This window comes from Methanospirillum stamsii, assembly GCF_003173335.1.
Lineage (GTDB): Archaea > Halobacteriota > Methanomicrobia > Methanomicrobiales > Methanospirillaceae > Methanospirillum > Methanospirillum stamsii.
On record NZ_QGMZ01000011.1, the window covers coordinates 84,068 to 108,454 of the forward strand.

27 protein-coding genes are annotated in these 24,387 nt (G+C 37.8%); 14 read left to right on the forward strand and 13 right to left on the reverse strand.

Annotation, left to right across the window (positions count from 1 at the left end):
- Positions 1 to 64: 64 nt before the first annotated feature.
- A complete protein-coding gene (locus tag DLD82_RS05590) occupies positions 65 to 1,270 on the forward strand; it encodes a CAP domain-containing protein (protein WP_181391272.1) in 1,206 nt (401 codons plus the stop codon).
- Here DLD82_RS05590 and DLD82_RS05595 read toward each other — a convergent pair whose 3' ends face one another.
- The 3 genes from DLD82_RS05595 to DLD82_RS05605 form a co-directional block, all read right to left on the reverse strand.
- Positions 1,271 to 2,692, reverse strand: a complete 1,422-nt coding sequence (locus tag DLD82_RS05595; protein WP_146199704.1) for a hypothetical protein — start codon at positions 2,690 to 2,692, stop codon at positions 1,271 to 1,273.
- A gap of 173 nt (positions 2,693 to 2,865) precedes the next feature.
- Entirely contained in the window at positions 2,866 to 3,759 is an 894-nt protein-coding gene (locus DLD82_RS05600; RefSeq protein WP_109940123.1) for a DUF2156 domain-containing protein, read from the reverse strand.
- 3 nt (positions 3,760 to 3,762) lie between these two features.
- Positions 3,763 to 4,194, reverse strand: a complete 432-nt coding sequence (locus DLD82_RS05605; RefSeq protein ID WP_109940124.1) for a GNAT family N-acetyltransferase — start codon at positions 4,192 to 4,194, stop codon at positions 3,763 to 3,765.
- 119 nt (positions 4,195 to 4,313) lie between these two features.
- Here DLD82_RS05605 and DLD82_RS05610 point away from each other — a divergent pair, with 119 nt between their 5' ends.
- A complete protein-coding gene (locus DLD82_RS05610; RefSeq protein WP_109940125.1) occupies positions 4,314 to 5,309 on the forward strand; it encodes a phosphate uptake regulator PhoU in 996 nt (331 codons plus the stop codon).
- Here the strand turns inward: DLD82_RS05610 and DLD82_RS05615 are convergent, their stop codons facing one another.
- From DLD82_RS05615 to DLD82_RS05640, 6 genes are all read right to left on the reverse strand, one after another.
- Positions 5,310 to 5,873 (reverse strand): chemotaxis protein CheW, encoded by a 564-nt coding sequence (locus tag DLD82_RS05615; protein WP_109940126.1) that lies wholly within the window; start codon positions 5,871 to 5,873, stop codon positions 5,310 to 5,312.
- Positions 5,874 to 5,929: 56 nt separating this feature from the next.
- Positions 5,930 to 7,444, reverse strand: coding sequence for a hypothetical protein (locus tag DLD82_RS05620; RefSeq protein ID WP_181391273.1), 1,515 nt, complete (start codon positions 7,442 to 7,444; stop codon positions 5,930 to 5,932).
- 201 nt (positions 7,445 to 7,645) lie between these two features.
- Positions 7,646 to 8,128, reverse strand: coding sequence for a tetratricopeptide repeat protein (locus DLD82_RS05625; protein WP_181391274.1), 483 nt, complete (start codon positions 8,126 to 8,128; stop codon positions 7,646 to 7,648).
- A 109-nt stretch (positions 8,129 to 8,237) separates the two neighbouring features.
- Positions 8,238 to 8,951: a DUF169 domain-containing protein gene (locus tag DLD82_RS05630; RefSeq protein ID WP_109940129.1), complete on the reverse strand. Its 714-nt coding sequence runs from the start codon at positions 8,949 to 8,951 to the stop codon at positions 8,238 to 8,240.
- Between the two features lie 58 nt (positions 8,952 to 9,009).
- Entirely contained in the window at positions 9,010 to 9,831 is an 822-nt protein-coding gene (locus DLD82_RS05635; protein WP_245920376.1) for an NAD(+)/NADH kinase, read from the reverse strand.
- A gap of 4 nt (positions 9,832 to 9,835) precedes the next feature.
- A complete protein-coding gene (locus tag DLD82_RS05640; RefSeq protein WP_109940130.1) occupies positions 9,836 to 10,612 on the reverse strand; it encodes a bifunctional fructose-bisphosphatase/inositol-phosphate phosphatase in 777 nt (258 codons plus the stop codon).
- An 85-nt stretch (positions 10,613 to 10,697) separates the two neighbouring features.
- Here DLD82_RS05640 and DLD82_RS05645 point away from each other — a divergent pair, with 85 nt between their 5' ends.
- On the forward strand, positions 10,698 to 11,081 hold the full coding sequence (locus DLD82_RS05645) for a translation initiation factor IF-5A (protein ID WP_109940195.1): 384 nt from the start codon (positions 10,698 to 10,700) through the stop codon (positions 11,079 to 11,081).
- 6 nt (positions 11,082 to 11,087) lie between these two features.
- Here the strand turns inward: DLD82_RS05645 and DLD82_RS05650 are convergent, their stop codons facing one another.
- Positions 11,088 to 12,398, reverse strand: a complete 1,311-nt coding sequence (locus tag DLD82_RS05650; RefSeq protein WP_109940131.1) for a hypothetical protein — start codon at positions 12,396 to 12,398, stop codon at positions 11,088 to 11,090.
- 6 nt (positions 12,399 to 12,404) lie between these two features.
- Positions 12,405 to 13,055, reverse strand: a complete 651-nt coding sequence (locus DLD82_RS05655) for a hypothetical protein (RefSeq protein ID WP_109940132.1) — start codon at positions 13,053 to 13,055, stop codon at positions 12,405 to 12,407.
- Between the two features lie 160 nt (positions 13,056 to 13,215).
- On the opposite strand from DLD82_RS05655, the gene DLD82_RS05660 reads away from it, so the two are divergent.
- From DLD82_RS05660 to DLD82_RS05690, 7 genes are all read left to right on the forward strand, one after another.
- On the forward strand, positions 13,216 to 14,091 hold the full coding sequence (locus DLD82_RS05660) for an Mrp/NBP35 family ATP-binding protein (protein ID WP_109940133.1): 876 nt from the start codon (positions 13,216 to 13,218) through the stop codon (positions 14,089 to 14,091).
- A gap of 1 nt (position 14,092) precedes the next feature.
- Positions 14,093 to 14,401 (forward strand): hypothetical protein, encoded by a 309-nt coding sequence (locus DLD82_RS05665; protein ID WP_109940134.1) that lies wholly within the window; start codon positions 14,093 to 14,095, stop codon positions 14,399 to 14,401.
- Between the two features lie 5 nt (positions 14,402 to 14,406).
- Positions 14,407 to 15,921, forward strand: coding sequence for an MBL fold metallo-hydrolase (locus tag DLD82_RS05670; protein ID WP_109940135.1), 1,515 nt, complete (start codon positions 14,407 to 14,409; stop codon positions 15,919 to 15,921).
- Positions 15,922 to 15,975: 54 nt separating this feature from the next.
- Entirely contained in the window at positions 15,976 to 16,575 is a 600-nt protein-coding gene (hxlB, locus tag DLD82_RS05675; protein ID WP_109940136.1) for a 6-phospho-3-hexuloisomerase, read from the forward strand.
- A gap of 7 nt (positions 16,576 to 16,582) precedes the next feature.
- On the forward strand, positions 16,583 to 17,689 hold the full coding sequence (locus tag DLD82_RS05680) for a pyridoxal phosphate-dependent aminotransferase (protein ID WP_109940196.1): 1,107 nt from the start codon (positions 16,583 to 16,585) through the stop codon (positions 17,687 to 17,689).
- Positions 17,689 to 18,726 carry a M42 family metallopeptidase gene (locus DLD82_RS05685; protein WP_109940137.1) on the forward strand — a complete coding sequence of 346 codons (1,038 nt, stop codon included), beginning with the start codon at positions 17,689 to 17,691 and terminating at the stop codon, positions 18,724 to 18,726. The genes DLD82_RS05680 and DLD82_RS05685 overlap by 1 nt, the downstream gene beginning before the upstream one ends.
- Positions 18,727 to 18,885: 159 nt before the next feature.
- On the forward strand, positions 18,886 to 19,629 hold the full coding sequence (locus DLD82_RS05690; protein ID WP_181391275.1) for a tetratricopeptide repeat protein: 744 nt from the start codon (positions 18,886 to 18,888) through the stop codon (positions 19,627 to 19,629).
- A gap of 34 nt (positions 19,630 to 19,663) precedes the next feature.
- Here DLD82_RS05690 and DLD82_RS05695 read toward each other — a convergent pair whose 3' ends face one another.
- The gene (locus DLD82_RS05695; RefSeq protein WP_146199705.1) at positions 19,664 to 20,209 is read right to left on the reverse strand and encodes an archaemetzincin family Zn-dependent metalloprotease; all 546 of its coding nucleotides are present in this window, start codon (positions 20,207 to 20,209) and stop codon (positions 19,664 to 19,666) included.
- A gap of 17 nt (positions 20,210 to 20,226) precedes the next feature.
- Between DLD82_RS05695 and DLD82_RS05700 the strand changes: the two genes are divergently transcribed.
- Positions 20,227 to 20,631: a UPF0146 family protein gene (locus DLD82_RS05700; RefSeq protein WP_109940139.1), complete on the forward strand. Its 405-nt coding sequence runs from the start codon at positions 20,227 to 20,229 to the stop codon at positions 20,629 to 20,631.
- Here DLD82_RS05700 and DLD82_RS05705 read toward each other — a convergent pair.
- A complete protein-coding gene (locus tag DLD82_RS05705; RefSeq protein WP_109940140.1) occupies positions 20,621 to 22,075 on the reverse strand; it encodes a replication factor C large subunit in 1,455 nt (484 codons plus the stop codon). The genes DLD82_RS05700 and DLD82_RS05705 overlap by 11 nt on opposite strands.
- Positions 22,076 to 22,212: 137 nt before the next feature.
- On the opposite strand from DLD82_RS05705, the gene DLD82_RS05710 reads away from it, so the two are divergent.
- The 3 genes from DLD82_RS05710 (at position 22,213) to DLD82_RS05720 (ending at position 24,365) form a co-directional block, all read left to right on the forward strand.
- The gene (locus DLD82_RS05710; protein ID WP_109940141.1) at positions 22,213 to 23,214 is read left to right on the forward strand and encodes a methanogenesis marker 2 protein; all 1,002 of its coding nucleotides are present in this window, start codon (positions 22,213 to 22,215) and stop codon (positions 23,212 to 23,214) included.
- Entirely contained in the window at positions 23,198 to 23,977 is a 780-nt protein-coding gene (gene mtxX, locus DLD82_RS05715; RefSeq protein WP_245920377.1) for a methanogenesis marker protein Mmp4/MtxX, read from the forward strand. Before DLD82_RS05710 ends, mtxX begins: the two co-directional genes overlap by 17 nt.
- 181 nt (positions 23,978 to 24,158) lie before the next feature.
- Positions 24,159 to 24,365: a histone family protein gene (locus DLD82_RS05720; RefSeq protein WP_011447948.1), complete on the forward strand. Its 207-nt coding sequence runs from the start codon at positions 24,159 to 24,161 to the stop codon at positions 24,363 to 24,365.
- Positions 24,366 to 24,387 lie beyond the last annotated feature (22 nt).

The following is a 24,387-nucleotide window of genomic DNA, read 5'->3' on the forward strand; positions in this document are numbered from 1 at the left end:
CTCAAATCAAACGTCCTTATTAACAGAAGGTTCCCTGATTTTTGCGGATTTGGAATTATCTGATTTGAACATCATATCTTATGGAAAGGCAGGACAAGACCTTGCAGGTTCATTTATTGTAAAAAATAACGGACCAGTACCTGCTACAGATATACATACAGAATTTGTGCTCATTAATTATCAATCAGGTAATTATTCTCCGATATGGATTGGAAGTAAATCAACAGAAATTTTACCCCCCGGGATACGGGGAAAAGTCCCATTTTCCTTTACAATTCCTAAAGGAATGCCGCCGGGAGAATATATTCTGGAAGCTACGATCTATTCTAATGGGAAAGAAATTGTAATTGATGACAATACCATCACCTCACTGAGACCCTTAACTATTTTTGAAGGTGAACCCTGGAAAGGAGAGTATCCAGATCTTTCAATAATAATTGATTCGGTGAATCCAACCAACACTTCTGTGGGATATCCTCTGATTATTACATATACTCCGGTCAATAACAACAACAATAATGCAGGATCATACCATATTGGGTTTTTTTTGAGTTCAGATCAAAAGATATCATCAAAGGATTACCTCATTCGTGATGTGAAATCTTACCAGGTTTATTCCAATATGAGCGATACGGTAAGTTCAATTGACATCATCCCAACTGAAATTCCTTCAGGTCAATATTACCTGATAGCAGTAACTGACTATACCGGAATGATACCAGAAACGGATGAATCAAATAATTTAGATATCTATTCCAATCCAATTCTTATTTCAAAAAATTATAATCTTAATTCAGAAGAATATGCAAATGAAATTTCAGGGCTCATATTTTTAAAAACTAATAAATATCGTAATTTTAATGGATTAAATTCTCTCATTTATGATCCTCTGCTGAGTGATATTGCATATGGACATACATCTGATATGATTGAGAGAAATTATTTTTCACATTACACCCCTGAAGGAATTGATCCCAAAGGAAGATCTGACATGGCTGGTTATCCTACCACTAAACAAATGGATGATGGCAGTATCAGAACGGGAATTGCAGAAAACATCATTCGCATTGCTGCCGGACATATTATTGGAAAATCATATTCAGGTTTTGTAGACCCTGCCACTCCGGAAGAAATTGCTGACGTTATAATGATAGATTGGATAAATAGTCCTGAACATAATAAAAATCTCATCAATCCGGATATCGAAAAAATTGGTATCGGGACAAAATTTGATGGGGAGTTTTTTTATGCTACTCAGAACTTTTTTTGATTATTTTTTCTTAGCATTATCCATTGCTTGAAAAATAGTTACTATATCAGCATAATCTGCACGTCCATTTTTATTAAAATCAACACGAGTTGATATATTACTCTCCCCAATCCACCGGAAATTCTGGAATAGTAATACCAAATCATGCATGTCCAAATGTCCATTTCCATTCAAATCTTCAAATTTACCATCATCATCAGTATCTTTCATTTCCTGAACCATTGATTTGTTAAACCCGATTGGTATAGAAATATCTGCACGATATTCAAGGTTTTTCATATCAGAAACGGATGGGTTCCCAATAACTGTTGTGCTAATAATCATGGCTGAACTTACTCCGGAAACTCCCGTTTTTGCTGATGATTCTTTATATGGTGAAGAAATACCAGAATCATGGGGCGCTGGGGTGGGTCCGGCAAATACACATACCGGATTTCCATATCCCATTTCTGGTAACTGGAACCGGGAAGTGATAGCATGCTCGGAAACCTGAATCGAACGGTCACCTTCAGAATTATAAGTAATCATTCTTTCTGCAGTAATCCCATCGGACCCGGTAACCTGTTTTTGTACACTCGTATTACCTCCATTGGTTAACATATCTGATGAATATACAGATGTTCCAAATACTATTGATCCGGGTATGGAAACATTTGAGATATACTTCTCTGTCATTACTGTTTTTTCTGATATCGAACCTTTTGCGCTAGTCAGTCCTGTCATCTCAAAAGTATCTCCTCCATGATATGTCCGATAAAATTTACTAATAAGACCTGAAACCAAAGACCTGTCATATAGAGTTTTCACATCACTTGCGGATTCGGTTTTGCCTTCAAACCGGGTCCTGATCGTTCCATCTAATCCAATAATTGTATCATTCCCTGGTTGTCCGGTTTGAATAGAATAATCTAAAATCCCATCTGAATATCGTCCACCTGATGAGAAAATTAATTCCTTGGCATTTGATACAGAGGTGGAAGCTAGTTGTACCTGTGCATAAAATGAAGATCCATTGTAAGGATCTTTAAAACATATCGAATCTGAAGATATATTTGAAAGAGAATCTGATGAAGATAATAGCAATTCATTAGCACTCAAATGTGCTCCATCGACAGAAGAGTACTGCATCAATTTCTGTGTTTCGAATTTCGGAGATGTCGATGTACTACCAGTCAATCCGATATTTTTATAGATTGAGAAATTTCCCCCATTAGTAATTTCTGAATCCGTATAAACACCAGAAATATTCGTACTATTATCTTCCTGACTGTGCCAGTTTCCGGAAAATTTCTCATGAACCATACCGGTAGTTTCAATTACCGTCCCTATTGAATAATCTGCTGAGGATATTGTTATAACCAAACCAGTAACTAGTACAAACAATAAAATTGCTACAGGTATACCGGATTGATTGGTGGTCATTATCTCAATTCAATTATTGATATAATTAGTATAAAATTCGTTGGATAAATATCATCCTTCCTTCAGAAATTAAATAGTAATTAAAACCCACTCTCTTGTAAGATAATATAACTTAATAGATAATGGCAGAATAAATATTTGGTATTATATAATATTATACCTATAAATTTGATTCAATTATTATCGAGATAGTATAATTCTACCATGTGATCAGGATGATATCGTTCTTTTGCTTCCCGAAGTCCTGGAATGCCCATATCACTTTCCCGATTGATATAGGTATATTGATTTTGAAGGAAGATTGCAGTTTGCATATTAATTTCCTTGTAAATACCTTCACAATCAGGTAAAGCTTTCTCATAATGAACAACAGCAGTTGAAGGATTGAGTTCTTCAAAAATTGAGATAGCTCCTACAGAATCTTTAGTATTTATCGTTAAACCGGAAAGACCAATCTCTTTAAAATTTGATATCGCTTCTTTAATGGCTTCTTTCTCATGTTTTAAAATAGTATACTTATCACATTCTCGCTGTTGACACCATTTCATTAAAAATTCAAGTACTTCATCCATATTTGATTCATCAATCTGATTTACAGTTGATGGACATTTTTTTCTGAACTTATTCAGATGTTTCCGTAATGTAAGATAATCCTGTCCGGGGAGTGTTGCAAGAATATCAGTCCTGTAGACATAATCAAAAAAATTTCTATCAGGCTTTAATTTTAATTCAGGTTTATTTTTTTGCATCCACTGGTATTGGCCGGGTTCCAGAATAATTAAGGGAGCCTCCTCATCAAGATCCAACGCAAGATTAATTGTAGCTTCTATCACATCCGGACAAATATGACCAAGCGGAAAACGATAAGACCGATAATCTTCTGTTTCTCCTTTAATGATAAGACAACCGTCGTGCTCACATAATGAATAATGTCCGTACTTTCTCCAGCAAAAAAGTGTCGCGAAAGTATTCTCAGAATGAAAAATAGGATTCCTGGAATAAATTCTATCAAAAATTTTCTTATCTTCCAGTGAAATAGGGTGAAAGTCATCTTCATGGATTTTCATGAGTTATTCCTGATATGTATGTAAAAGAAATATCTGGTTTCTATCAGAGATAAAACCTGATTTTTGATAAAGAAATTCAGTGCCCGGTTCTGCAACAAGAATTATCCGGAATAATCCGGCATTTTTTGCAGAATCTATCATAAAATCGATGAGTAATTTACCGATTCCTTTTCCCCTGTATTTTTTCAGTACGCATAGATCCTGAATAATCCCATAAAACCCATCAGAAATCACGCGACCCATGGCTATTATTTCCTGTGTCTCTTTTGATAATCCAATAATAAAAATAAAACTTGATTCTATCAGACGGGGGATTTCCTTCGGATCATATTCCTCTTTCCACCACCCTGCGTCTCTATATAGTTTTAATATTGAATCAATATCTGCGTTTTTTACTGAAATAAATGACACCTGATTAAATTTTTTATTCTCCATGTTACTATTTCCAGTAAAATTTTTATGAATAATTTTCCATATAAACCTAAAGACCAATATATATATTTGGCTTTACCTATACATATACGATAGTAAATATGGAAATACGACGGGTTCAAATGACTGGAGGATCATCATATGTGATTACTCTTCCAAAAGACTGGGTCGAATCTACTCACATAAAGAAAAATGATCCACTCGGAGTTATTGTTCAACCTGATGGAACACTGCTTATTACAAAAAATACAACTGGTGACCAGGTTCAAAGAATTAAAACACTGGAAATAAATTCAGGAATCGATCCAGACTTTTTTTTGCGAATTCTCATTGGAGTGTACATAGCCGGATATAATGCAATTCATATTACAACAAAAGACAGGATAACCGGTTTAATCAGAATGAAACTTCGTGAATTTTCTAATATGGTTATTGGGCCAGAATTCGTAGAGGAAACTGATTCCAGCATAATAATAAAGGATCTCTTAAATCCTCTGGAAATGCCAATTCAAAACTCCTTAAAAAGAATGTTTGTAATTGTTAAAGGCATGCATACCGATGCAATTGATGCTTTCATCGCGCATGATAAAGACCTTATTACAGATGTGATTGAACGTGATAATGACGTAGACCGACTTTTCTGGCTAATCGCACGACAAACAAATATGATAATGCATAATGTTCATCTTTCAAAAAAGATGAATGTCAACATTTCTGAAATGCTCCCTCATTTTCAAATTGCCAGGATAATTGAAAGAGTTGGTGATCACAGTGTTCGAATTGCGAAAAATGCGAATAGAATTATGAATGAACAAATACCCAATGAAATCCACAATCACGTCAAAACTGCATCAACAGGAGCACTAAACACTTTTGAAAAAAGCATTGAATCATTCTTTACTCATGATCTCAAAAAGGCCAATAAAACAATAGAATACATGTATCAACTTGAAGATACGTATTCAATAATTAATACAGAAATATTATCTCTTCCTGTAAATCTAGCCGTTCCAATCAGGAATATTACAGATAGTATCAGAAGGTCTGGAGAATATTCTGCAGATATAGCCGAAAATGTAATAAATTATGAGATGATGATGGAGAAAAATACCCTTTAATTATATATGACCCATATTCCGGAGTAATAATTTTACATCAAGCCAAATCACAAGTTCAGTACTATCCTTATCCCTATCTTTTATCTTCTTTTTTATAATTCCCAGAATATGAGATGATTCATCACCCGCAGTTGCAGTCTGATCTATCTGACTTGCATAATATGTAGAAACAGTAAGAACATCATCTACCATTATTCCTATTTTTGCATGAGTAAGCCGGTCGTCAAGAACAATTATTCTGGTTTCCTCTTCAGACAAAACAGTACTTGAAGTAATTGCAAGTTGTTGTTTGAGATCAATAATTGTAGTAATTTCTCCTCTTAAATCAATAATACCTTTTATATAGACCGGACTGTTAGGAAGTTTAGTAATCCGGGTATATTCAACTACTACCTTGACATCAAATAGTTCTATCGCAAAATGCTCATTTCCAAGTAAAAATTCAACAACCTGAAAAGATTCTTCCGTTGAATCATTAGAAGAGTTATGATTTTTTTTCGATCCAAATAATCCATTCGTATCATCAGAAATTATCGATGATGATCCTGGAATACTGACTGCCATAAGATAGTATTTGAATGTCTGAATTGAAATACTCTTTTTAAAAAAAATAAAAAAAGTTAACAGTAACCAAAAACACAAGGGCCGATTACAAATCTTCCAACATTTATATTATTTGATTTATCAAGTTCAGGCATCTCATCACCACAATATGACATAAATGAACAGGGATCGATAACAGAATACCAATAATATACACCATTTTTTAGTTCTGAAAGAATTGTGACCGGGGTGGTTTTTACTAACTGTTCACCGACACATATCCTGTCAACGTTCCATACACCAAGATATGTTGCAGTTGACGGATCAAAATCTGAATACGGTGAAAGGTAGTATGCAACTGCAACATTATTGGCACAGGCGTTACCAATATTTGTTATTGTATCGATAATTTCAACTGTATCTCCCGGAATGCCACGGGGAAATTTTGTATTTATGTGTGTTAGATCAGGTATTTTTGCTGTCGGACTATATTCCACACGAACAGGACGGTTACCAGTCCAGTAATTATTATCAGTGTTTACTTCCGGGGGATTTGATGTTACAGAAATTTTTTTAGAAAAATAATATATTCCGGGTCTAATATTGGAAGGGATTCCTAATGTTTCCTCTGAAGATCGAATTTCGCCAGGTTTTACATTATGCATAGTCCACCAGGCAAGATGAGTTCCTTTGGAACCATCATCATAAGAAGAGAGCAAATATTCGACCCGGACTATTCCTGCTACTGTGCCCCCGATATTCTGAACTGAATCACTTATTTGAAAACTTTCTCCGATATTCATAATATCCGGATATTCAGTTTTTACGGTAGTTAAATCTGGTTCACTCGTAGTTTGAACCTGATTAATTGTCACAACAGGAGTCACTAGGGGTTTTGCATTTTCCACAAAAACAGGATTCTCAGAAACCCAGTAAAGTTCTGAATAACCTTCGGATACTCCAATAGGTAGGAAAGAGGCAATAAGGTAATAATCACCTTCGGGAATTTGTTCATGTACTATGATTCTGCTATCTTCGTACGACTCTCCCATATTGGCTATCGTAATTTCAGGACTTTCTCCCAAAAAAATCAGATTTTCATCAATAAGACCGGTAGCAGATAAATAATAAGATAATTTTGAGATAACGGGATATGTCTCATTTGTATTTCTAATCCAGGATTTTATTGAATATTCCTCTCCTAACGGTAAAGAAGAATCAAAAGACTCAAAAAACCCAGATAGACTTCCCTCCTCTAAACCCATAATAGTAATATCGGAGAGTAATCCGGAAACTTCCATTTCAGATCCAGAGGAAAGAACAATATCATTTACCTGTATGATTCGGATGACATGATATGTTCCAGGAGCCATATCTGCTGGAACAGGAGATGAAAAATTGAGTGTTTTTTGTCCGCCAGGGACTAAATTGTCAACTATCTGAGTACTAATGTAGGTATCAGAATCCGGATCTGATTCTTTTTCTAAATAATATTGAAGACTGAACGGACCTGTTGATGTAGAACCTTTGTTTCGAATCGTATCGAGAATATGAAGATAGGTTCCTGCCTGAATCACAGAAGGTATCTCCATTTTTATTCCGGAAATTTCAGGTATTTCATTAATTTTATCATCTGCTCTCACAAATGACGAAAATAATGAAATGTTATGATATCCAGGAATAGAAAAGATTATTCCACTAATTAAAAGGAAAAAAATGATAAAATTTATGCGTTTTTTAAAATTCATATATCTGGGTATATTCTGTCTGATAAAAGTCTTTTGGGATAAAAATTATTTATCTCCCATGTACCTTTGTGCGATACCAAGTACGGTTATAAGAGCTAAAAATGCAGACAGGGGAGACATTGGTGTTTCTTCCTTTGTGCCACCTTTAAGAAGAAGTTCTTTGTCAATCCGATACTTAACAACATCAGGATCAATTGCTATTGCCATATCATAGGCATAAGCTGCTTCAGGATACTTTCCAAGAAGTCCATAAGCGGTTCCCATGTTATCGTAGGCCATAGAGGAATTAGGAACGAGAGTTACCGTCTCATTCCATGCCATTATGGCTTTTTCATAATCTTTAAGTCCCGCGTACGCAAGACCAACATTATACCACGCATTTGCTGAGAGAGTCGGATCGATATTTTTTGCCTGGAGCCAATATTCTATGGCGTGTTCTAATGATCCATTGGCATAATATGCATTTCCCGTATTAAATAAATCCTCTCCGGCCTGCATGGGTGTTGCAGAAACACCCAGTATAAGCATGGGAATCAAAATAAGGATTAGTATTTTTTTATGCATCCTGATACTCTTAACTATCTGTATTCAGCCTTTGTTAAGATTCTTCTCATACCAGGAAAAAATCGAAAAAAAATTATGATGATCCTGCTGCCCCGGTTACAATACTTAAAGACGATACTATTTCAGAAAGCATCTCAATTGGAATGCCCATTACCATCTCTCCATCTTCAATTCCGGAGAATTTTCTTGAACCATCACATCCCAATGAGTAATTTGGTGTACCACTCAGATAGACCTGCGCACATGCATCTGAACAGACTGATTGTATTCCGGAGAAATTTGAAGTGATTCTTCCTCCCAGACGATACAGATTACTTTGAGCCAGTTTTAACATTGCTTTTGGATTTGTTACAATTAAAACAAGAGTTGGATCAAAGGGAGTATTTTCAAGGGGAGAGTACAATGTTGCATGCGTGGTCAGAGATTCAACATGTGGAACACGATCAATTGTTCTTTTACATGCAGGCCAGCTTTCAAATTTACCAAGTTTGTAATAAAATTCTCCGGTTTTCAGACTTGGAGTTAACTCACGAAGACCAAGAGCCCATGATCCACCCATACAGGCATGGTTTTCAACCGTTGCATAGAATATTTTCCCTTCTTTTCTTGCAAGTCCCACCATCTGACAATGTCTCATATTTTCAGAAATGTGGGTCATTCCCTGGGGGATATCTTCTGCAGTTTTACAAAATTTAAATGCAACCGGAGATCCTTCAAGATTTAGAGTATTCTTTAAAATTTTCGATGCCGCTACATAATCAATCCTGGTTCTGATAGTGTCCTGCATAATAATCAGTCCTCTTGACCATATCTGATGAAGAATAAGTTATAGTTTTCTTAAATGATCAGAGGTGTCGAAGTTTGTGATTAATTTTTTCAAAAAAATTCTGTCCGGCATCGATGAATTGTGCAGGGGTTGGAGATTTTGATAATTCTATCTTACAACTTTCATCCAGATGAATCTCAGTCTGACCATCAATAACCAGTTTAACGGGCTTTACTCCTTCGAGTGAAACACAGACTATGCGGGAAGAATCAATCAGATGCGGACGATTGGACAACATAAAAGGAGCGAGAGGAACCATAAGAAATCCTTCAACCCTTGGATCTACAATTGGCCCACCTGCGCTCATGGCATATGCAGTTGATCCAGTCGGAGTGCTGATTATCAGACCATCTGATCTAAACCTCTCAGCAATATTTCCATTAATAAAAATGGAAAATTTTAACATTTTCGCAGGTCTTTCAGTTACGATTAGCGCTTCATTCAGGGCATTCCCTATTATTTTACCATTTAACCGGAATTCAATCCTCATGCGAGTTTCTATTGGAAGAGGTTTAGAGAGACCAAGAATAAATGAACTGGCATTTTCCGGTTCAATATCAGCTAAAAATCCTACTTCACCATAATTAATACCAAGAATTGGTATCTGTACGGGCATTCTCTGAGTTGCCAGCAGAATCGTTCCATCTCCACCAACGACAACTAAAAGATCAGGAATATTTTCTGGATTGAAAAGTAAAATTCCAGGATCCGCAATGTCTTTTTTACATATTCGGACACGATTTCCATTCCGGATTAAATCATCCCGCAAACTATCTGAGAAAGTGGCGGCTCTATCATCAGCAAATCTGGGCAGAATTAAAATATCCATAGAACTTGCCATTGATTCACCGTAGATATTCAATTACTTTTCTATGCAGGCATTTATTTGTCCCGACCAGACAGTTACCAATACTTACTTCATCAGGAAGTATGAGACGGTTACCATCCCGGTCTGTCACAATTCCTCCTGCTTCTTCAAGGATTAATATACCCGCTGCAGCATCAGTTGCTCTGAGTGTCTGCCTTAGATCAACAAAACCATCAATCTTTCCGGCACCCACATAAGAAAGTTCCAGAGCGGATGCTCCAAACTGCCGGAATCTTCTGATTTTTCTGATTAAATTTACAACCCGATCATATTGGAAATGTTTTCCATAAATACTCATTGCGCTTGTATGCAATTCATTGGTATCAGAAACTCGTATCGGTTTACCATTTAATGTTGCCCCTTTGCCACATGAAGCAGTAAAAATATCACCATTTGCCAAATTTCCTACAAACCCGTGTAAAATTCTTCCTTCTTCAGCATAAGCAATTGAAACGGCAAAAAAAGGGATATCCATTATTGCATTATATGTCCCGTCAACAGGATCCAGAAATATTGTCCCTTTATTTCCGGTTACTTCTACTTTTCCGGCTTCTTCACTAATAATCAGACGACACAATTCATTTTTTCGGAGGAGTTCAATTGCGATATCCTCTGCAATTTTATCTATAAATTTTGTCGGAGTTCCGTCAGCCCCTAATCCAGTAACCAGATTTCCCTGTTCAGTACCAACCAGAGGAATGATAGCAGAGCGAATCGAAGAAAAGATGTTTAAGCTTACTGAATTAAAGTCCATAACTTTCTCCGGTATTAAAAAAATCGTGCGGTGTATTTATGTAAGGGAGATACATAAATATAACCAGCTTTTCCCAAGGTGTTTTATGAAAGAACAGACCGAAGTAGGCAAACTGAAAGAAGGTAAATATTTATTAGTCGAAGATGAACCGTGCAAGATCCTTTCAATATCAGTATCCAAACCTGGGAAACATGGTGCAGCAAAGGCTCGTCTTGACGTTATGGGAATTTTTGACGGTGTCAAGCGTTCAATCGTTCAACCGGTTTCAGCAAAGGTATATGCTCCTATTGTAGAGAGGAGAAATGCGCAGGTAATATCGATTGCTGGTAATGTTGTCCAGATGATGGATCTTGAAGATTTTTCAAACTTTGAAGTAACTGTCACAGACGATGTTGTCGGGAGAATTGAAGCGGGTAAAGAGACAATGTATATTTATTCTATGGAAAAAAGAAAAATCGATTTTCTTTAACTTTTTTTAAAATCTTATCGTTGGAAATGTATTAATTTTCCAGTATCCGTTTTCAATAATAAAAGATATTTCATAGGGTGTTTCATATTCTCTGGAATTTGTGTTCCACAAAAATGATCCTTTGACATTGCCCTCATCTAACCGATAAAAGGAATTATCAATCCTATAAGAAGTAATATTCACACCAGATTGTTTCATCAGATATAAATTACGAATAATTGTATCCTTTCCATTTTTCTCAATTATCTCATTAGAGAATAAATTAATAATTTCATTTTTAATTGGATCAGTTAAAAAATCTGAATTATACAAATTCACATAATAATCCATCATGTTTTTAAAATGTGAGGCCGGTTTATTTTCAGAATTTTGCTGTGTAATATTTGTATCCTTGCTTAACTGATAAGCAGGATCTGGCAATTTAATCTCTATTTGATATGATTTAATGTTTTGAGAAATGACTTCAACGCTATATGAATGATAACCTTCAAAGAATTTTTCTTTCCAAGGCCTTGGATCCCAATTTATTTGGATTTCATCCCCTTCTTCAGTCTTAATTTCATCCAATTCAGCCTTGCCACCACTATATGTTTCTTTATATGGGATTTCATCATCTCCTCTCCCGAATGTTCCCTTCCAAACTTTTGGATCTAGACCTCCTTCGGGTATGATTGTTTTAACTTCATTGGTATCGAGGTTTTTTACAATTATTTTAAAATATGGATTAAGGGCTGAAAGAGATTGAACGATATTTTCATCTTCATCAACTTCTTCAAGAATGGGGTTTTGCAAATTTTCTGGCAGATCAACGGTATACCAAAGTTCCCAATATTTTGAGGGAATAAAAACAGGACTTGAGAGTTGAGAATATTGACCATTAATAGTAGAAAATGTTTTTAAATTAACTGCAGGTTCTTTAAACGAATATCGTTGATATGAGGCAATATATTCCCGGGGAACGATTTTTTGACGAGTATCAATTCCAGGTTGCAACGTAACGGGAGATCCATTCCATGGTTCAAAACCCGGAGATGAAAAGTTTATATTTTTAGAATCATTTGTCAGATTACTTTCATCAAAAGAGAGATTCTGCAAATTAATTGTTTCATTAATTTCACTCGTATTATTAGAGTAAAAAGTCCCATTGTATGATGCATTATCAAGAATAAGAGATTCATTCTTGCCCCCGAATAATCCGGATATTTCATCCGGAATTAATTTTGCTTCTTTTCCGGTTACAAGAGGTTTGATATACATTGCCATTATCATAACGATAAGTATCGCCACGACGATAACAATCATATCCCGTTTTTCCATACCTACCTAGGTATCGCGTATGTACTTTAAAGGTATCTGGATAGTGATGCGATATTCATCCAGTTGATTTGCATTAATATTCAGGAGATATTCTTTTCCACCTTCAAAAAACCGATAATCCTGGGGATTTTCTTCCTTTCCTTCTTTCCAGGTAATTGTCCGGATTGTCTTGAAAGCCCCATCAGATACCTCCTGAACATCCATGGAAAAAACTGCCTGCTGATTTGACGGAGTCACATTATAATGAATTTCCCAGTAGGGTGTAGGAATCCTAAAAGAGGAAGTACTTCCTGCATATTTGCCTACAATTTCAGCATAATTTGTCATTTGAACTGCAGGCATTGGATTATCTGGCTCCGGTTGCCAGGTCATTGGTGTAATTTCTGGAGTTGGTTCAAGCGCAGATGTTTCTTTCACAACAGGACTTGCTATTGACTCAACAAACTCCTGCTTCTCAGGTGTTTTTTGTTCAACCGGAGTTGAAACCGGTTCACTTGGAAGAGGTGTTTCAAACTGTTCTATTGGCGTAATTTCCAGAACAGGAGATTCTGGAAGAAGAATTACCGGTTGGCCGGTAAGCATTGGTTTCACCACGACAGCCATTATGAGTACTATAATTATTGCTGCGAAAATGACAATTATATCCCGCTTTTCCATCAGGTACCCCTCATCTGATAAAACTTGGGTGACTTAAATATATATGTATCGTGAACCTCTCCTTGTCAAAAAAAAATCTCCATTTCAACAATTGAATCATGATCGTATTTATGCTAAAGAGAAGTGAATAATATGGAATCACTGATGAGGAAGAAGAATAATGGCAGATAGTAATAAACCAAATCCTGAAACCTGTGATAATAACTGTTCATCATGTCCCTCCGGGGCAACCTGCCCGTCAGCAGGAGGAAAACTCCCACCCAAGGCAAATATTGATGCGAAGCATACAATTCTTGTTTTATCCGGAAAAGGAGGAGTGGGAAAATCGACTGTCGCAGTAAACCTTGCATATGCCCTGTCAAATCATGGAAAAAATGTAGGTCTTCTTGATCTCGACATTCATGGACCGAATGTCCCAAAGATGCTTGGTATTGAAGATCACAAACTCCTGGCAGATCAGAATAAAATCGTACCGGTAAAAGTTACCGGAACCCTTCAGGTTGTTTCAATGGCTTTTCTCCTTCCGGAAAAACATTCTCCGGTAATCTGGCGTGGAGCGATGAAATCAGGTGCAATTAAACAATTTCTTGAAGATACCGAATGGGGTAGTCTTGATTATCTCGTAGTCGATCTTCCCCCGGGAACAGGAGATGAAGCTCTTACAATTGCACAACTCGCGCCTAATGTTCGTGGTGCAGTAATTGTCACAACCCCGCAGGAGGTTTCCACTCTGGACTCGACCAAGGCCATTACCTTTGTTGAACAACTTAATCTGAAAGTTATCGGTGTTATTGAAAACATGAGCGGATTCATATGTCCGCATTGTGGTGAATCAGTAGACCTCTTTGGAAAAGGTGGCGGAGAACGTATTGCAAAAGAACACAATGTTCCATTTCTTGGCAGCCTGCCATTAGATCCAGAAGTCAGAAAAGCAGGAGATGAAGGCAGACCATTCATTATCCGACAAAAAGATTCTCTGACCTGGAAAGCAGTAGATAATGTTATGGAACAACTGGTAAAAATTGTTGAAACTTAATATGGATTATGTAAGAGTTCTCTGTGGGAAAGAAGAAAAACTTCCCATTTATTCAGATATTGCACATTGTCTTGAAAACATTACACAATTTCCTGACCTGATAGAACCCATATACCGTGATGCTATCACCCAGAATGAAATCACATTAGAAAAACTTCGGTTTGCGCTACTACGATTGCAGTTATATTCAGAAATACATCGGAATAGTGACATGGAAGAAGCACAAAAAATGCGATTTGTTTCGGAAATGATAGAACGCACAATTTTTGGGGGGTTATTTATCGAACGGGAAAGTTATGTATCAGAGTAGATATCATGTCCTCGGATAGGAATGAATTTTTTATAATCAGAATTCCTGATACCGGTTCAATTTTAGAAGCAGTTCATATTATTGCCTCAGCAGGTCTGACCATTACCCGGTGCCATTATAACCGATCCTTAGATCCCGACACTGCTTTTTTTTCTGTATCCGGCAATGATGACGGTTATAAAAAAGGCGCCCAGGTATTATCTGATAAAAGCTATCTTCAGAAAACCATCACATATCCAAGAAACATTCGTTTTACTATAAAAGTCCCTGAAATACCAGGAACCCTGCATAATATCCTAACGATATTGAACCGATATCATGCTGAAATCAATTCACTTTCATTTGATAATCGTGGCAGGTATCCAGACCTTCTACAGGTAACTCTCCGGGTCAGAGAATCAGAAAAAATTGAAGATCTTATAGAAGAAATCCAATCTACCTATCCTGTTGAAATTGACGGATATGATTGTGGTGATAGTTGTGATGATGGCAGTCAGTTTTATGTCAGATATGCTGCTCGTGTAAGTGAAATACTACAGATATCAGATGAACCACATCTATTAAAATTATTAAACCAGTTCAGTCATCTGGCCCAGCAACTTACTGAATATGGAAAAGAATATCAGGACACCCTTGAACAGATCCTACAAAATGGGATACGTCTGAAAGAAACAACAAATGATGGCTTTTATGCCGATGTTCAAATTTTTGAAATATCTGATACTCTCACCCTCTATTGTTTCCAACTTCCAGGAGGGGGTAGTATTTTTGTCATTAATGCCCCGAACGAACGGGTAATGATTGATACCGGATATGGTATCTACCATACAGATGTTCTCCGGATGTTTGAGCATTATCATCTTGGTGGCATTAATGATTTTACTCGTATAATTCTCACTCATGGAGATACTGATCACTGTGGCGCGTCCGGATTTTTCAATGCCCCCGTTTATACTCATGAAGGGACATGGAAAATTATTGAAACAAATAACCGGGCCTTTGGAGCAACATCGCAGGATCAGGTTTTAGAGCAGGTTTATACTGTTATGATAAATCTGTTTGCACACATGACCCCTCCAAAAGTCTGTGAATTATTACCTCCCACAGGGGAAAGGAAACGCGGAGAATTTCCAATTTTGACAACTTTTTCAGCGGGCGGTTATGAATTTGAAATACTTGAAGGGCATGGCGGTCACCAACACGGATTGATTTACATTTTATGCCAGGAAGCAGGGTTGTTATTCACATCAGATACAATTTTAAATCTGAAATATTTAAGTCCCGAGAGAAGTGAATACAACAATTTTGCAGTTTATCTGGTCACAACGGTCAATGTGGATCCAGAATTAGTGAAAAGTGAACGAAAAGCATTATCCTCTCTTGCCATTACTCTTGATTCAGAACTTCAACAACAAGGAAAACGGCTTCTTCTTTGTTGTGGTCATGGACCGGTTTCTATAATGGATAAAGGGGAGATGGTGCCCGCAACAGAACCTGTTGTATATCACCATAAACCCTGATGGCAATTTTTTTCGATATTATGATGACTCTTTGACAAAAATGTATAGAGAGGTATGAATCAGCACCGTGTACAGGATATGATGCAACTGATGGCATCCCGCATTGATGCCATTGCGGATCATATTTCAGACCAGGAAGTATCCGCATTCATTTCAGAACTACTCAATGCAAAACGGATCTATGTTATGGGTGCCGGAAGATCAGGACTTGTTGCCAAAGCATTTGCAATGCGTCTCATGCATCTTGGAATGACAAGTTATGTCGTTGGAGAAACAATTACGCCGGCTCTTCAAAAAGGTGATCTGATAGTTGTATTATCCGGTTCAGGAAAAACAAAAACTATCATCGAGATTGTCCAAACTGCAAAGGAAATAGGAGGACGGATTTGTCTGATTACATCCAATCCGGATTCTTCAATCGGTAAAATCGCAGTTTCCACGGTTATGATTGAAAATTACCGAGATAATATTCCGGATGAAAGCAGGGAATATGACACCAGACAAATGCTTGGTGAACACCGATCCTTTGCTCCTTTAGGAACCCTGTTTGAAACCGCAGCAATGACTTTTTGTGATGCGGTCATATCAAGGCTGATGGAAATCACACAGACTGATGAATCCGAACTAAAAGGCAGACATGCCAATATTGAGTAAATATATTATGAAAAAGATATCACAACGAGCCCTGGATATCGAGATGTCAGGTATCAGGAAATTTTTCCAGGCTGCAAAACCAGACTCGATAAATATGACACTGGGTCAGCCTGATTTTGATACACCCGAACATGTAAAAAACGCTGCAATTCAGGCAATACATGAAGGGAAAACAGGATATACTTTTAATGCAGGTCTTCCCGAATTACGTGAGGCAATTTCAGAAAAATTTGAGCGTGAAAATTCACTAAACTATAATCCGGATCAAATTATTGTGACCGCAGGTGCCGGTGAAGCGCTTTTTATTGCAATGCAGAGTCTTGTGGATTCCGGAGATAGAGTTCTTCTGACAAATCCTGGTTTTGTCTCTTATGAAGCTTGTATCCGCCTTGCAGAAGGAAAGCCGGATTATATTCCTTTAACAAATGATCTCCATATTAACCAGGAAATATTACAGGAAAAAATATCCGGCGCCAGATTGCTCATCCTGAATTCACCGAACAATCCAACAGGTGCAGTAGAATCACCTGAAAACATCAGAGCCATTGTTGAAACCGCTATGGATGCCGGAGTGACTGTACTTTCAGACGAAGTGTATGAACATATCATTTATGATGCAGTCCATAAAAGTGCGGGAACCTATGGTGATGATATCATTACGGTTAATGCTGCAAGTAAAACCTATGCAATGACCGGATGGAGACTTGGTTATCTTGCCGGACCCGATGAATATATGGAACAATGTCTGAAAGTTCACCAATACTGTCAGACATGTGCTACATCTATCAGTCAGTATGCAGGCCTTGCGGCATATACGGGGGACCAGTCATGTGTAAAAACCATGCAGGATGAATACAAAGCAAGACGGGACATCCTGGTTTCAGGTCTGAAAGAGATGGGTGTTAAATTCCCGGTACCCGAAGGTGCATTTTATGTTTTTGCCCCTCTTGGAAAAGAGATAACTAGTAAGATTATGGATGCAGGGGTAATAATAGTCCCCGGAGATGCATTTGGAGATGCCGGAGCGGAGTATGCCCGATTTAGTTATGCTACATCAAGACAAAATATTTATGCTGCAATTGAACGAATGAAACCGGTTTTTGGTGAAGATTAATGGTTTATAATTTATTAAAACGTCTTTCAGATGCCCACGGACTTTCAGGATTTGAAAGTAACATCAAGGATATTGTTAGAAAAGAACTTGATGGCTATGTAGATGAAATTTCCGAAGATAAACTTGGAAACCTGATCGCAGTTAAAAAAGGATCAGAGACCTCCGTCATGATTGCATCACATATGGATGAAATCGGTCTGATGGTCCAGTATATTGATGAAAAGGGATTTATAAAATTTGTAGGGATTGGTGGCTGGTATAACCCCACCCTGCACACACAACGAGTAGTTCTCCATGGAAGAAAAGGACCGGTTCCTGGAGTTATTGGTTCCAAACCCCCTCATGTAATGACACCAGAAGATCGGAAAAAGGAAATTAAAATTGAAGATCTTTTTATCGATGTAGGTGCTTCATCAGCAGAAGAGGTAGATTCACTAGGAATAGAGATAGGAACTCCAGTAACTATTGAACAGGAGTTAATCAGACTTGCAAATGATAAAGTCACGGGAAAAGCACTAGACAATCGTGTGGGTGTTCTGGTTCTCATTGAAACGATGAGAAAGATGAAAACTTCCATGACGGTATATGCTGTTTTTACCGTACAGGAGGAAGTTGGTCTGAAAGGAGCAAAAGTTAGTGCCTTTGCATTAAACCCTGATTTTGCTATCGCTACTGATGTTACAATTCCGGGCGACCATCCAGGGGTTTCTAAAAAAGAAGCATCTCCGGAGATGGGTAAAGGACCGGTTCTTGTTCTTGCAAGTGCATCAGGAAGAGGACTATTGGCAGATTCCAGGCTTAGTTCCTGGCTTAGAAATGCCGGGGATAAAATGAAAATTCCATATCAGTTAGAGGTCGGAGATGGAGGAAATACTGATGCCTCCATTATCAACATGGTCAGAGATGGAATACCGAGTATCCCTCTTTCTGTTCCTTCAAGATACATTCATTCACCAGTTGAAGTAGTAGATCTGAAAGACGTTCAGGCTACAATTGACTTGCTGATTGAAGCATTAAAGAAAAAACCAAAGTTCTAGGTTTTCAATCTTCCTTTTTCAGACCAACCTTTTTCAGGTCTATGAACATTTCATAGTAATATGAAAAATCTAATTTTGTTCAACTTATTCATCTTACTCATTATCATAGTTGGTTATGGAAATGCAGAGGATTCTAACAAAACGTATTTCAACCGTACTATGGGATTAAATCTAATTCAAAATGGTTCATATGAAGAAGGAGTGACACTATTACACGAATACGCCTCGATAAATAATTCAGATGTAGAAGTATGGAATGCAATAGGTTTTGCATATAACAATCTTGGGCAATTCAATCAATCTTTAGATCTCTTATCACGCGCCACCTCTCTGGATCCTGATCATGGGTTTGCATGGACAAATACCGGCTGGGCCCTAAACGAACTGGACCGATACGATGAAGCAAAAATTGCACTCAATAATGCCGTTCTGGTTGATCCGGATAATAAATATGCCTGGAGTACATTGGGGTACACTCTTATCAGAACCGGTAATTATAAAGAAGCAATAATAGCGCTGGATAAGGCTTTACTTATTGATCCGAAATTTTCTGATGCCTGGAACAACCTGGGTTGGGCATATGGGGAACAAAAAAATTATCATCTGGCTATTTCTGCCTTGGAAAACGCTACAATATTCGATCCGAAAAATGGATATGCATGGAATAATCTTGGACGCCTCTATTATCTGCTAGGAGATAAAAACAAAGCAATGGAAGCATTATATACAGCAACCGACACCAGGCCCGACTTTGATCAGGGTTGGTATAATCTTGGAAATGTATTATATGCCGTGGGTAATTCTAGTGGATCAATAGAAGCATATCGAAAAGCAATCAAATTAAATCCTGAAAATAATATTGCAAAAGAAAACCTCGAAATCCTGGAAAATAATTTAATATAAAAAAATAGCATTCAACAAAATTAGATACAGATAATTAAACAAAAACAGACACTTTCTTTTTATTCATTTTTGCCAGACAAGAAGGACATAACATGGATTTCTTGATATCAAGATCATCAAGAGTGCTTGGATTTGCCATGATACACGAAGGATTACTGCAATGATCAAGAAATAACAAATGCCCTAATTCGTGTGCACCCTCGCGTGATAAACGATCAATCAGCATCATTTCATCATATGGAAGTCCCCAGTATTCATTATTTAATCTGGCTGAAGAAATTACAGCGGTTTTGGTTTTTGGTCTTGACAATCCGAAAACATACCGTGTATGTGGCCTGAAAATATCATCACCGGTGACCAGTAAAATCAAACGGTTTTCTTCATTCCGGCGGGAAAAGACATCAAGACAGGTAAGTATTTCAGTAGCATCAAACTGATTTCTGCTTCTGTCAAACCCGTTATAGAGCACGGGGCTTTTACATACTTCGACCGGAATATCCAGGATTTGAGAAATGATCCGGGAAACAGGCATTTCAAGACCGACCGGTGCCCCGCGATCCCAAAAAATAAGGATATTCATCTCCAATAAACTGGGTAATGAGCGGGTATAAACATATTGAGACAGTTATTGCCCGATACATTGCCGGACGATACAACTCTGTAATAGAAACTGGTGCCGGCTCAAATCTTCATGCGGCAAATCTTCTATTTAGAGCAGGAGTGTTAATTCGTTGTTCTGATATCGTCGTACCGCAATTATCACTCTCGATACCATACGTGTATGATGATGTTTTTCATCCAAATCTCTCATATTATTCAGACAGTGATTGCATCTATGCAATTCGTCCTACTGAAGAGATGATACCTGCGCTCATCCGACTTGCAAAAAAGGTACGAACTGATTTGTATATTTACCATCTAGGGTTTGAGGGGACAGATTGTCCGGCTCCGGTAAAGGGTTGCGAAGTGCCCCTTCATCATTATGTAAAAATTAAAAATTAAATAGGGTCGATTGCGATGATTTTTTATCTTTATTTACGTTAGTTTCGGATTCTTTCTCATTATCATCTATCATAACAAGGGCGCTGTCTGTCTCATTACATGAAGACAACTGAACCTTTATGTCAGGTTCGGTTTTTTTGAGAGTTCGGTTTTTTTTCGCTAAGGCTTCTTCTTCTTTCTTTTTCTTTTTCAATTCTTTTTCAAGACTTTTCTTTTCTTCATCAATTGATTTTACTATTGATTTCGCTAGATCTGGGTCATGAATTAAGATATTTAATTGATCAGCATCAAAACTGTAATCCTTCACAAAAGATTGAGGAAATTGGCGTGCAAGCAGAGAAACAGGACACAAATAAATATTTCTTACAGATGCAGATGACATATGCATCGAAATGCCAAGTTGTGAAAGAAGGTGTTCACGCATTAATTTCTGGCGCTTTGCAGTAGACATCTGTCTCCATCTTGTAGGAGGCATTATCTTTGCATACCCTGAAGGTCTTCCCTTCATCACATCATGTACGCCATATAGCATCAGAATATTTGCATACCGCCATAACGTATAATATTGAGTTTTGTATGTATATCCGAGGTACATGTCTGCACGTGACAGAGCCTGGTATGCAGCAGCATTTTTTTTCGTATCCGGTAGAACTCCGAGGTTTCCTTCAATCCATTGAAGAACGGTATCAGGAGTTTCATCCACAGTCATATTCAAATCCTGTAGAGATGTTACCTGACGATATCCAAGAGTAGCTGCCACCAGGTCAAAAATTGTGCTTCTGCTGTCTTTAGAAGATATTGATACATCATCTTCGCCCACTTTATCTTTGCCGATAGCACTGGCATAGAGCATTGTTACTGCAGACCTGATATCTCCGGATGCCTGTTCCGCAATATCATTCAAAGCAGGTAATGCACAGGTAATCCCTTCCATGGAACAAATTTCCCGGAGCCTGGGAACCAGAGATTTAGCAGGTAAGGCTTTAAATTGAATTTTAGTACAAAGATTTCTTATCGTCCCATCAAGCCCATATAAATCATTTGCGATGAGAATCAGAGGTTGCTTTGCCTGTCTGATAACCTCGGCAATTGCCCGGGCACCACCTCTGTCAGCATTTCCCTGAAGATTATCTGCTTCATCTAAAATGATGAGTTTTCGAAAAGCCCCTGAAAGTGATCCGGTACTGGCGCTTCCGCCTGCTATTTTTTCTATCACTCCCTTAGTCCGCTGATCACTGGCATTTAATTCCACCACTTCCCAGTTCATATCATTGGCCAAAGCCCATGCGCTGGATGTTTTTCCTATACCCGGTTTTCCATATATAATAAGGGGAGGAGTTTCAGTGGTCCATTGACGGGCCCATTCACTCATCTGGCGTAATGATTCACGGTTCCCAACCAGTTCAGACAGATGGCGGGGACGGTATTTTTCAGCCCAGTCCATTTCACATACTTTAACCTGCTTTATTGATAAATCACTTGAACTCTTACTGTCATTAAAGGGTATTGCTTGCCAGAATTTTAACCAAAATAAGACATTTTATGACTAATGAAACAAAAAAAAGAATGAGATTTTCGCCCATGGCCGAATACACCTGCTCAACCGAACAAATAGCACAAGCCGTCAGAATGTATGATGGAGTGAGAAGAAAGAGTGAAATTGGTGCAATGGTTCGGGACCTCCGGATTGATTCACAAGAAGTAATAGCATCCTTTGGAGAAGATGCTGCAGTAATCAGGAACCATAATGATGCATTGCTTTTAGCAGCGGATGGAATCTGGAGTAAATTAATGGATGCTGATCCTTATTGGGCCGGATATTGTTCTGTCCTTGTTAATGTTCATGATATTGCAGCAATGGGGGGAAAACCCCTGGCAATGGTTGACATCTTTTCTATATCCGATATAACAATAAGAGATCTGGTAATTCAGGGTATGCATGATGCATCCCGGCAATTTGGTGTTCCAATTGTCGGAGGACATCTTCACCCGGACACACCTTATAGTGTAATTGATGTTGCGATTCTTGGCATTGCACCCATTGATGGTGTAATCTACAGTAATACCGCCCAAGTCGGAGATACCATTCTGGTTGCCATCGACCTGCATGGAAGAGTTCATCCATCATGTGTTTTGAACTGGGATTCAGCAACACTTCGTTCTGCAGAAGAAGTGAGATCTCAGATTGCAGTGATGCAGGAAATCGGGACAAAAAAACTGGTTACTGCAGCTAAAGATATTTCTAACCCAGGATTATTAGGTACCCTTGGAATGCTTCTTGAAGTATCAGGAAAAGGGGCAAAGGTAGATCTTGAAAAAATTCCCAAGCCGGATCTTTTAGCGAATAATATTTCTTTTGATCACTGGATCAGAATGTATCCGGGAATGGGTTTTATCCTGACCTTAAAATCCGAAAAAATAGATTTGGTAAAGGAACTGTTTGAAAAAACGGGGATGACTGTAGCTCCGATTGGAACAGTTGATAATTCGAATGAACTTACCATCCATTATCAGAATTCTTCATCCCGTGTATTTGACTTTTCAAAAGATGGGGGCGTAATGCATCTTGGTTCTTACACATAAATATCAGAAGATAATCGGCATCGGTATTCAGGAAGATTCAGAACATATTTTTCGTGATATTGTAACCTATGCGGGACCTTGTACAATTCAGTGTTATGTATCCTCGGAGATTAGTGTTCCTCCGGAATTAAAAATTCATACCAATATATCAGATAATCCTGAAGAATCCCTGATTACCGATCTTTTCTCTGGACAGATCCATGCTGCAATCAGAGGAACATTGGAATCGCATAAAACTCTGAAATTTTTGAAAGAAAAGGCAGGAGTAAAGGAACTTGAACGAATTGTTCTTCTTGAAACCCCTGATGGGCATAAATTTTTTCTAGCTCCGGTTGGTGTTGATGAAGGTTGGTCAGTAGAACAAAAAATTTCGATAATTAATCGTTCAAAAATTTTTTGTAAAATGTTCGGGCTTTCAGATACCGTCGCAATCCTATCCGGCGGAAGATTGACAGATATTGGCAGACATCCAGTAGTTGATCAGACACTTACTGATGGAGAACTCATTGCACGCCTTACCGGAGCCATTCACTATGGTATTCTGATAGAAGAGGCAGTAAAAACATCAGGTCTTATCATTGCACCAGATGGAATTTCAGGCAACCTGATATTCAGAACCCTGTTATTTCTCGGTAGAGGGCTTTCTCATGGGGCACCGGTCATAAATATCGGGAAATCTTTCGTAGATACTTCGCGCGTCAACCCGGATTACCATTACGCGCTAAATCTTGCATGTACACTGATGAATGGAAATTTTTTCTAAATATCAATAAATTACGGGTTTTTTCTTATCTTTACGTTAATCCTTTCAATTGTTTTTCTCTTTATTCAAAATGCATGAAAAGAGAAAATATACACTTATCATGTCTGAAAATCGAAAATCTCGGGATTATCTCGAAATATTTAAATAGATATCAATATACTTTGTTTTGAGGTAGAGGACTATGGCAGACTTACCTATTGCAGCAGTTGTAAGAATTGCAAAGAAGAATGGGGCTGAGCGTGTGGGAAGCGATGCAGCAGCAGCTCTTGTGGCAAAGGCAGAAGATTACATTGCAAACCTTACCAGGGAAGCAAATCGTCTTGCACAACATGCAGGCAGAAAAACAATTAAGGAAGAAGACGTTAAAATGGCAGCAGAGAATGCCTAAAGCATTCTCCACCTTTAAAAAA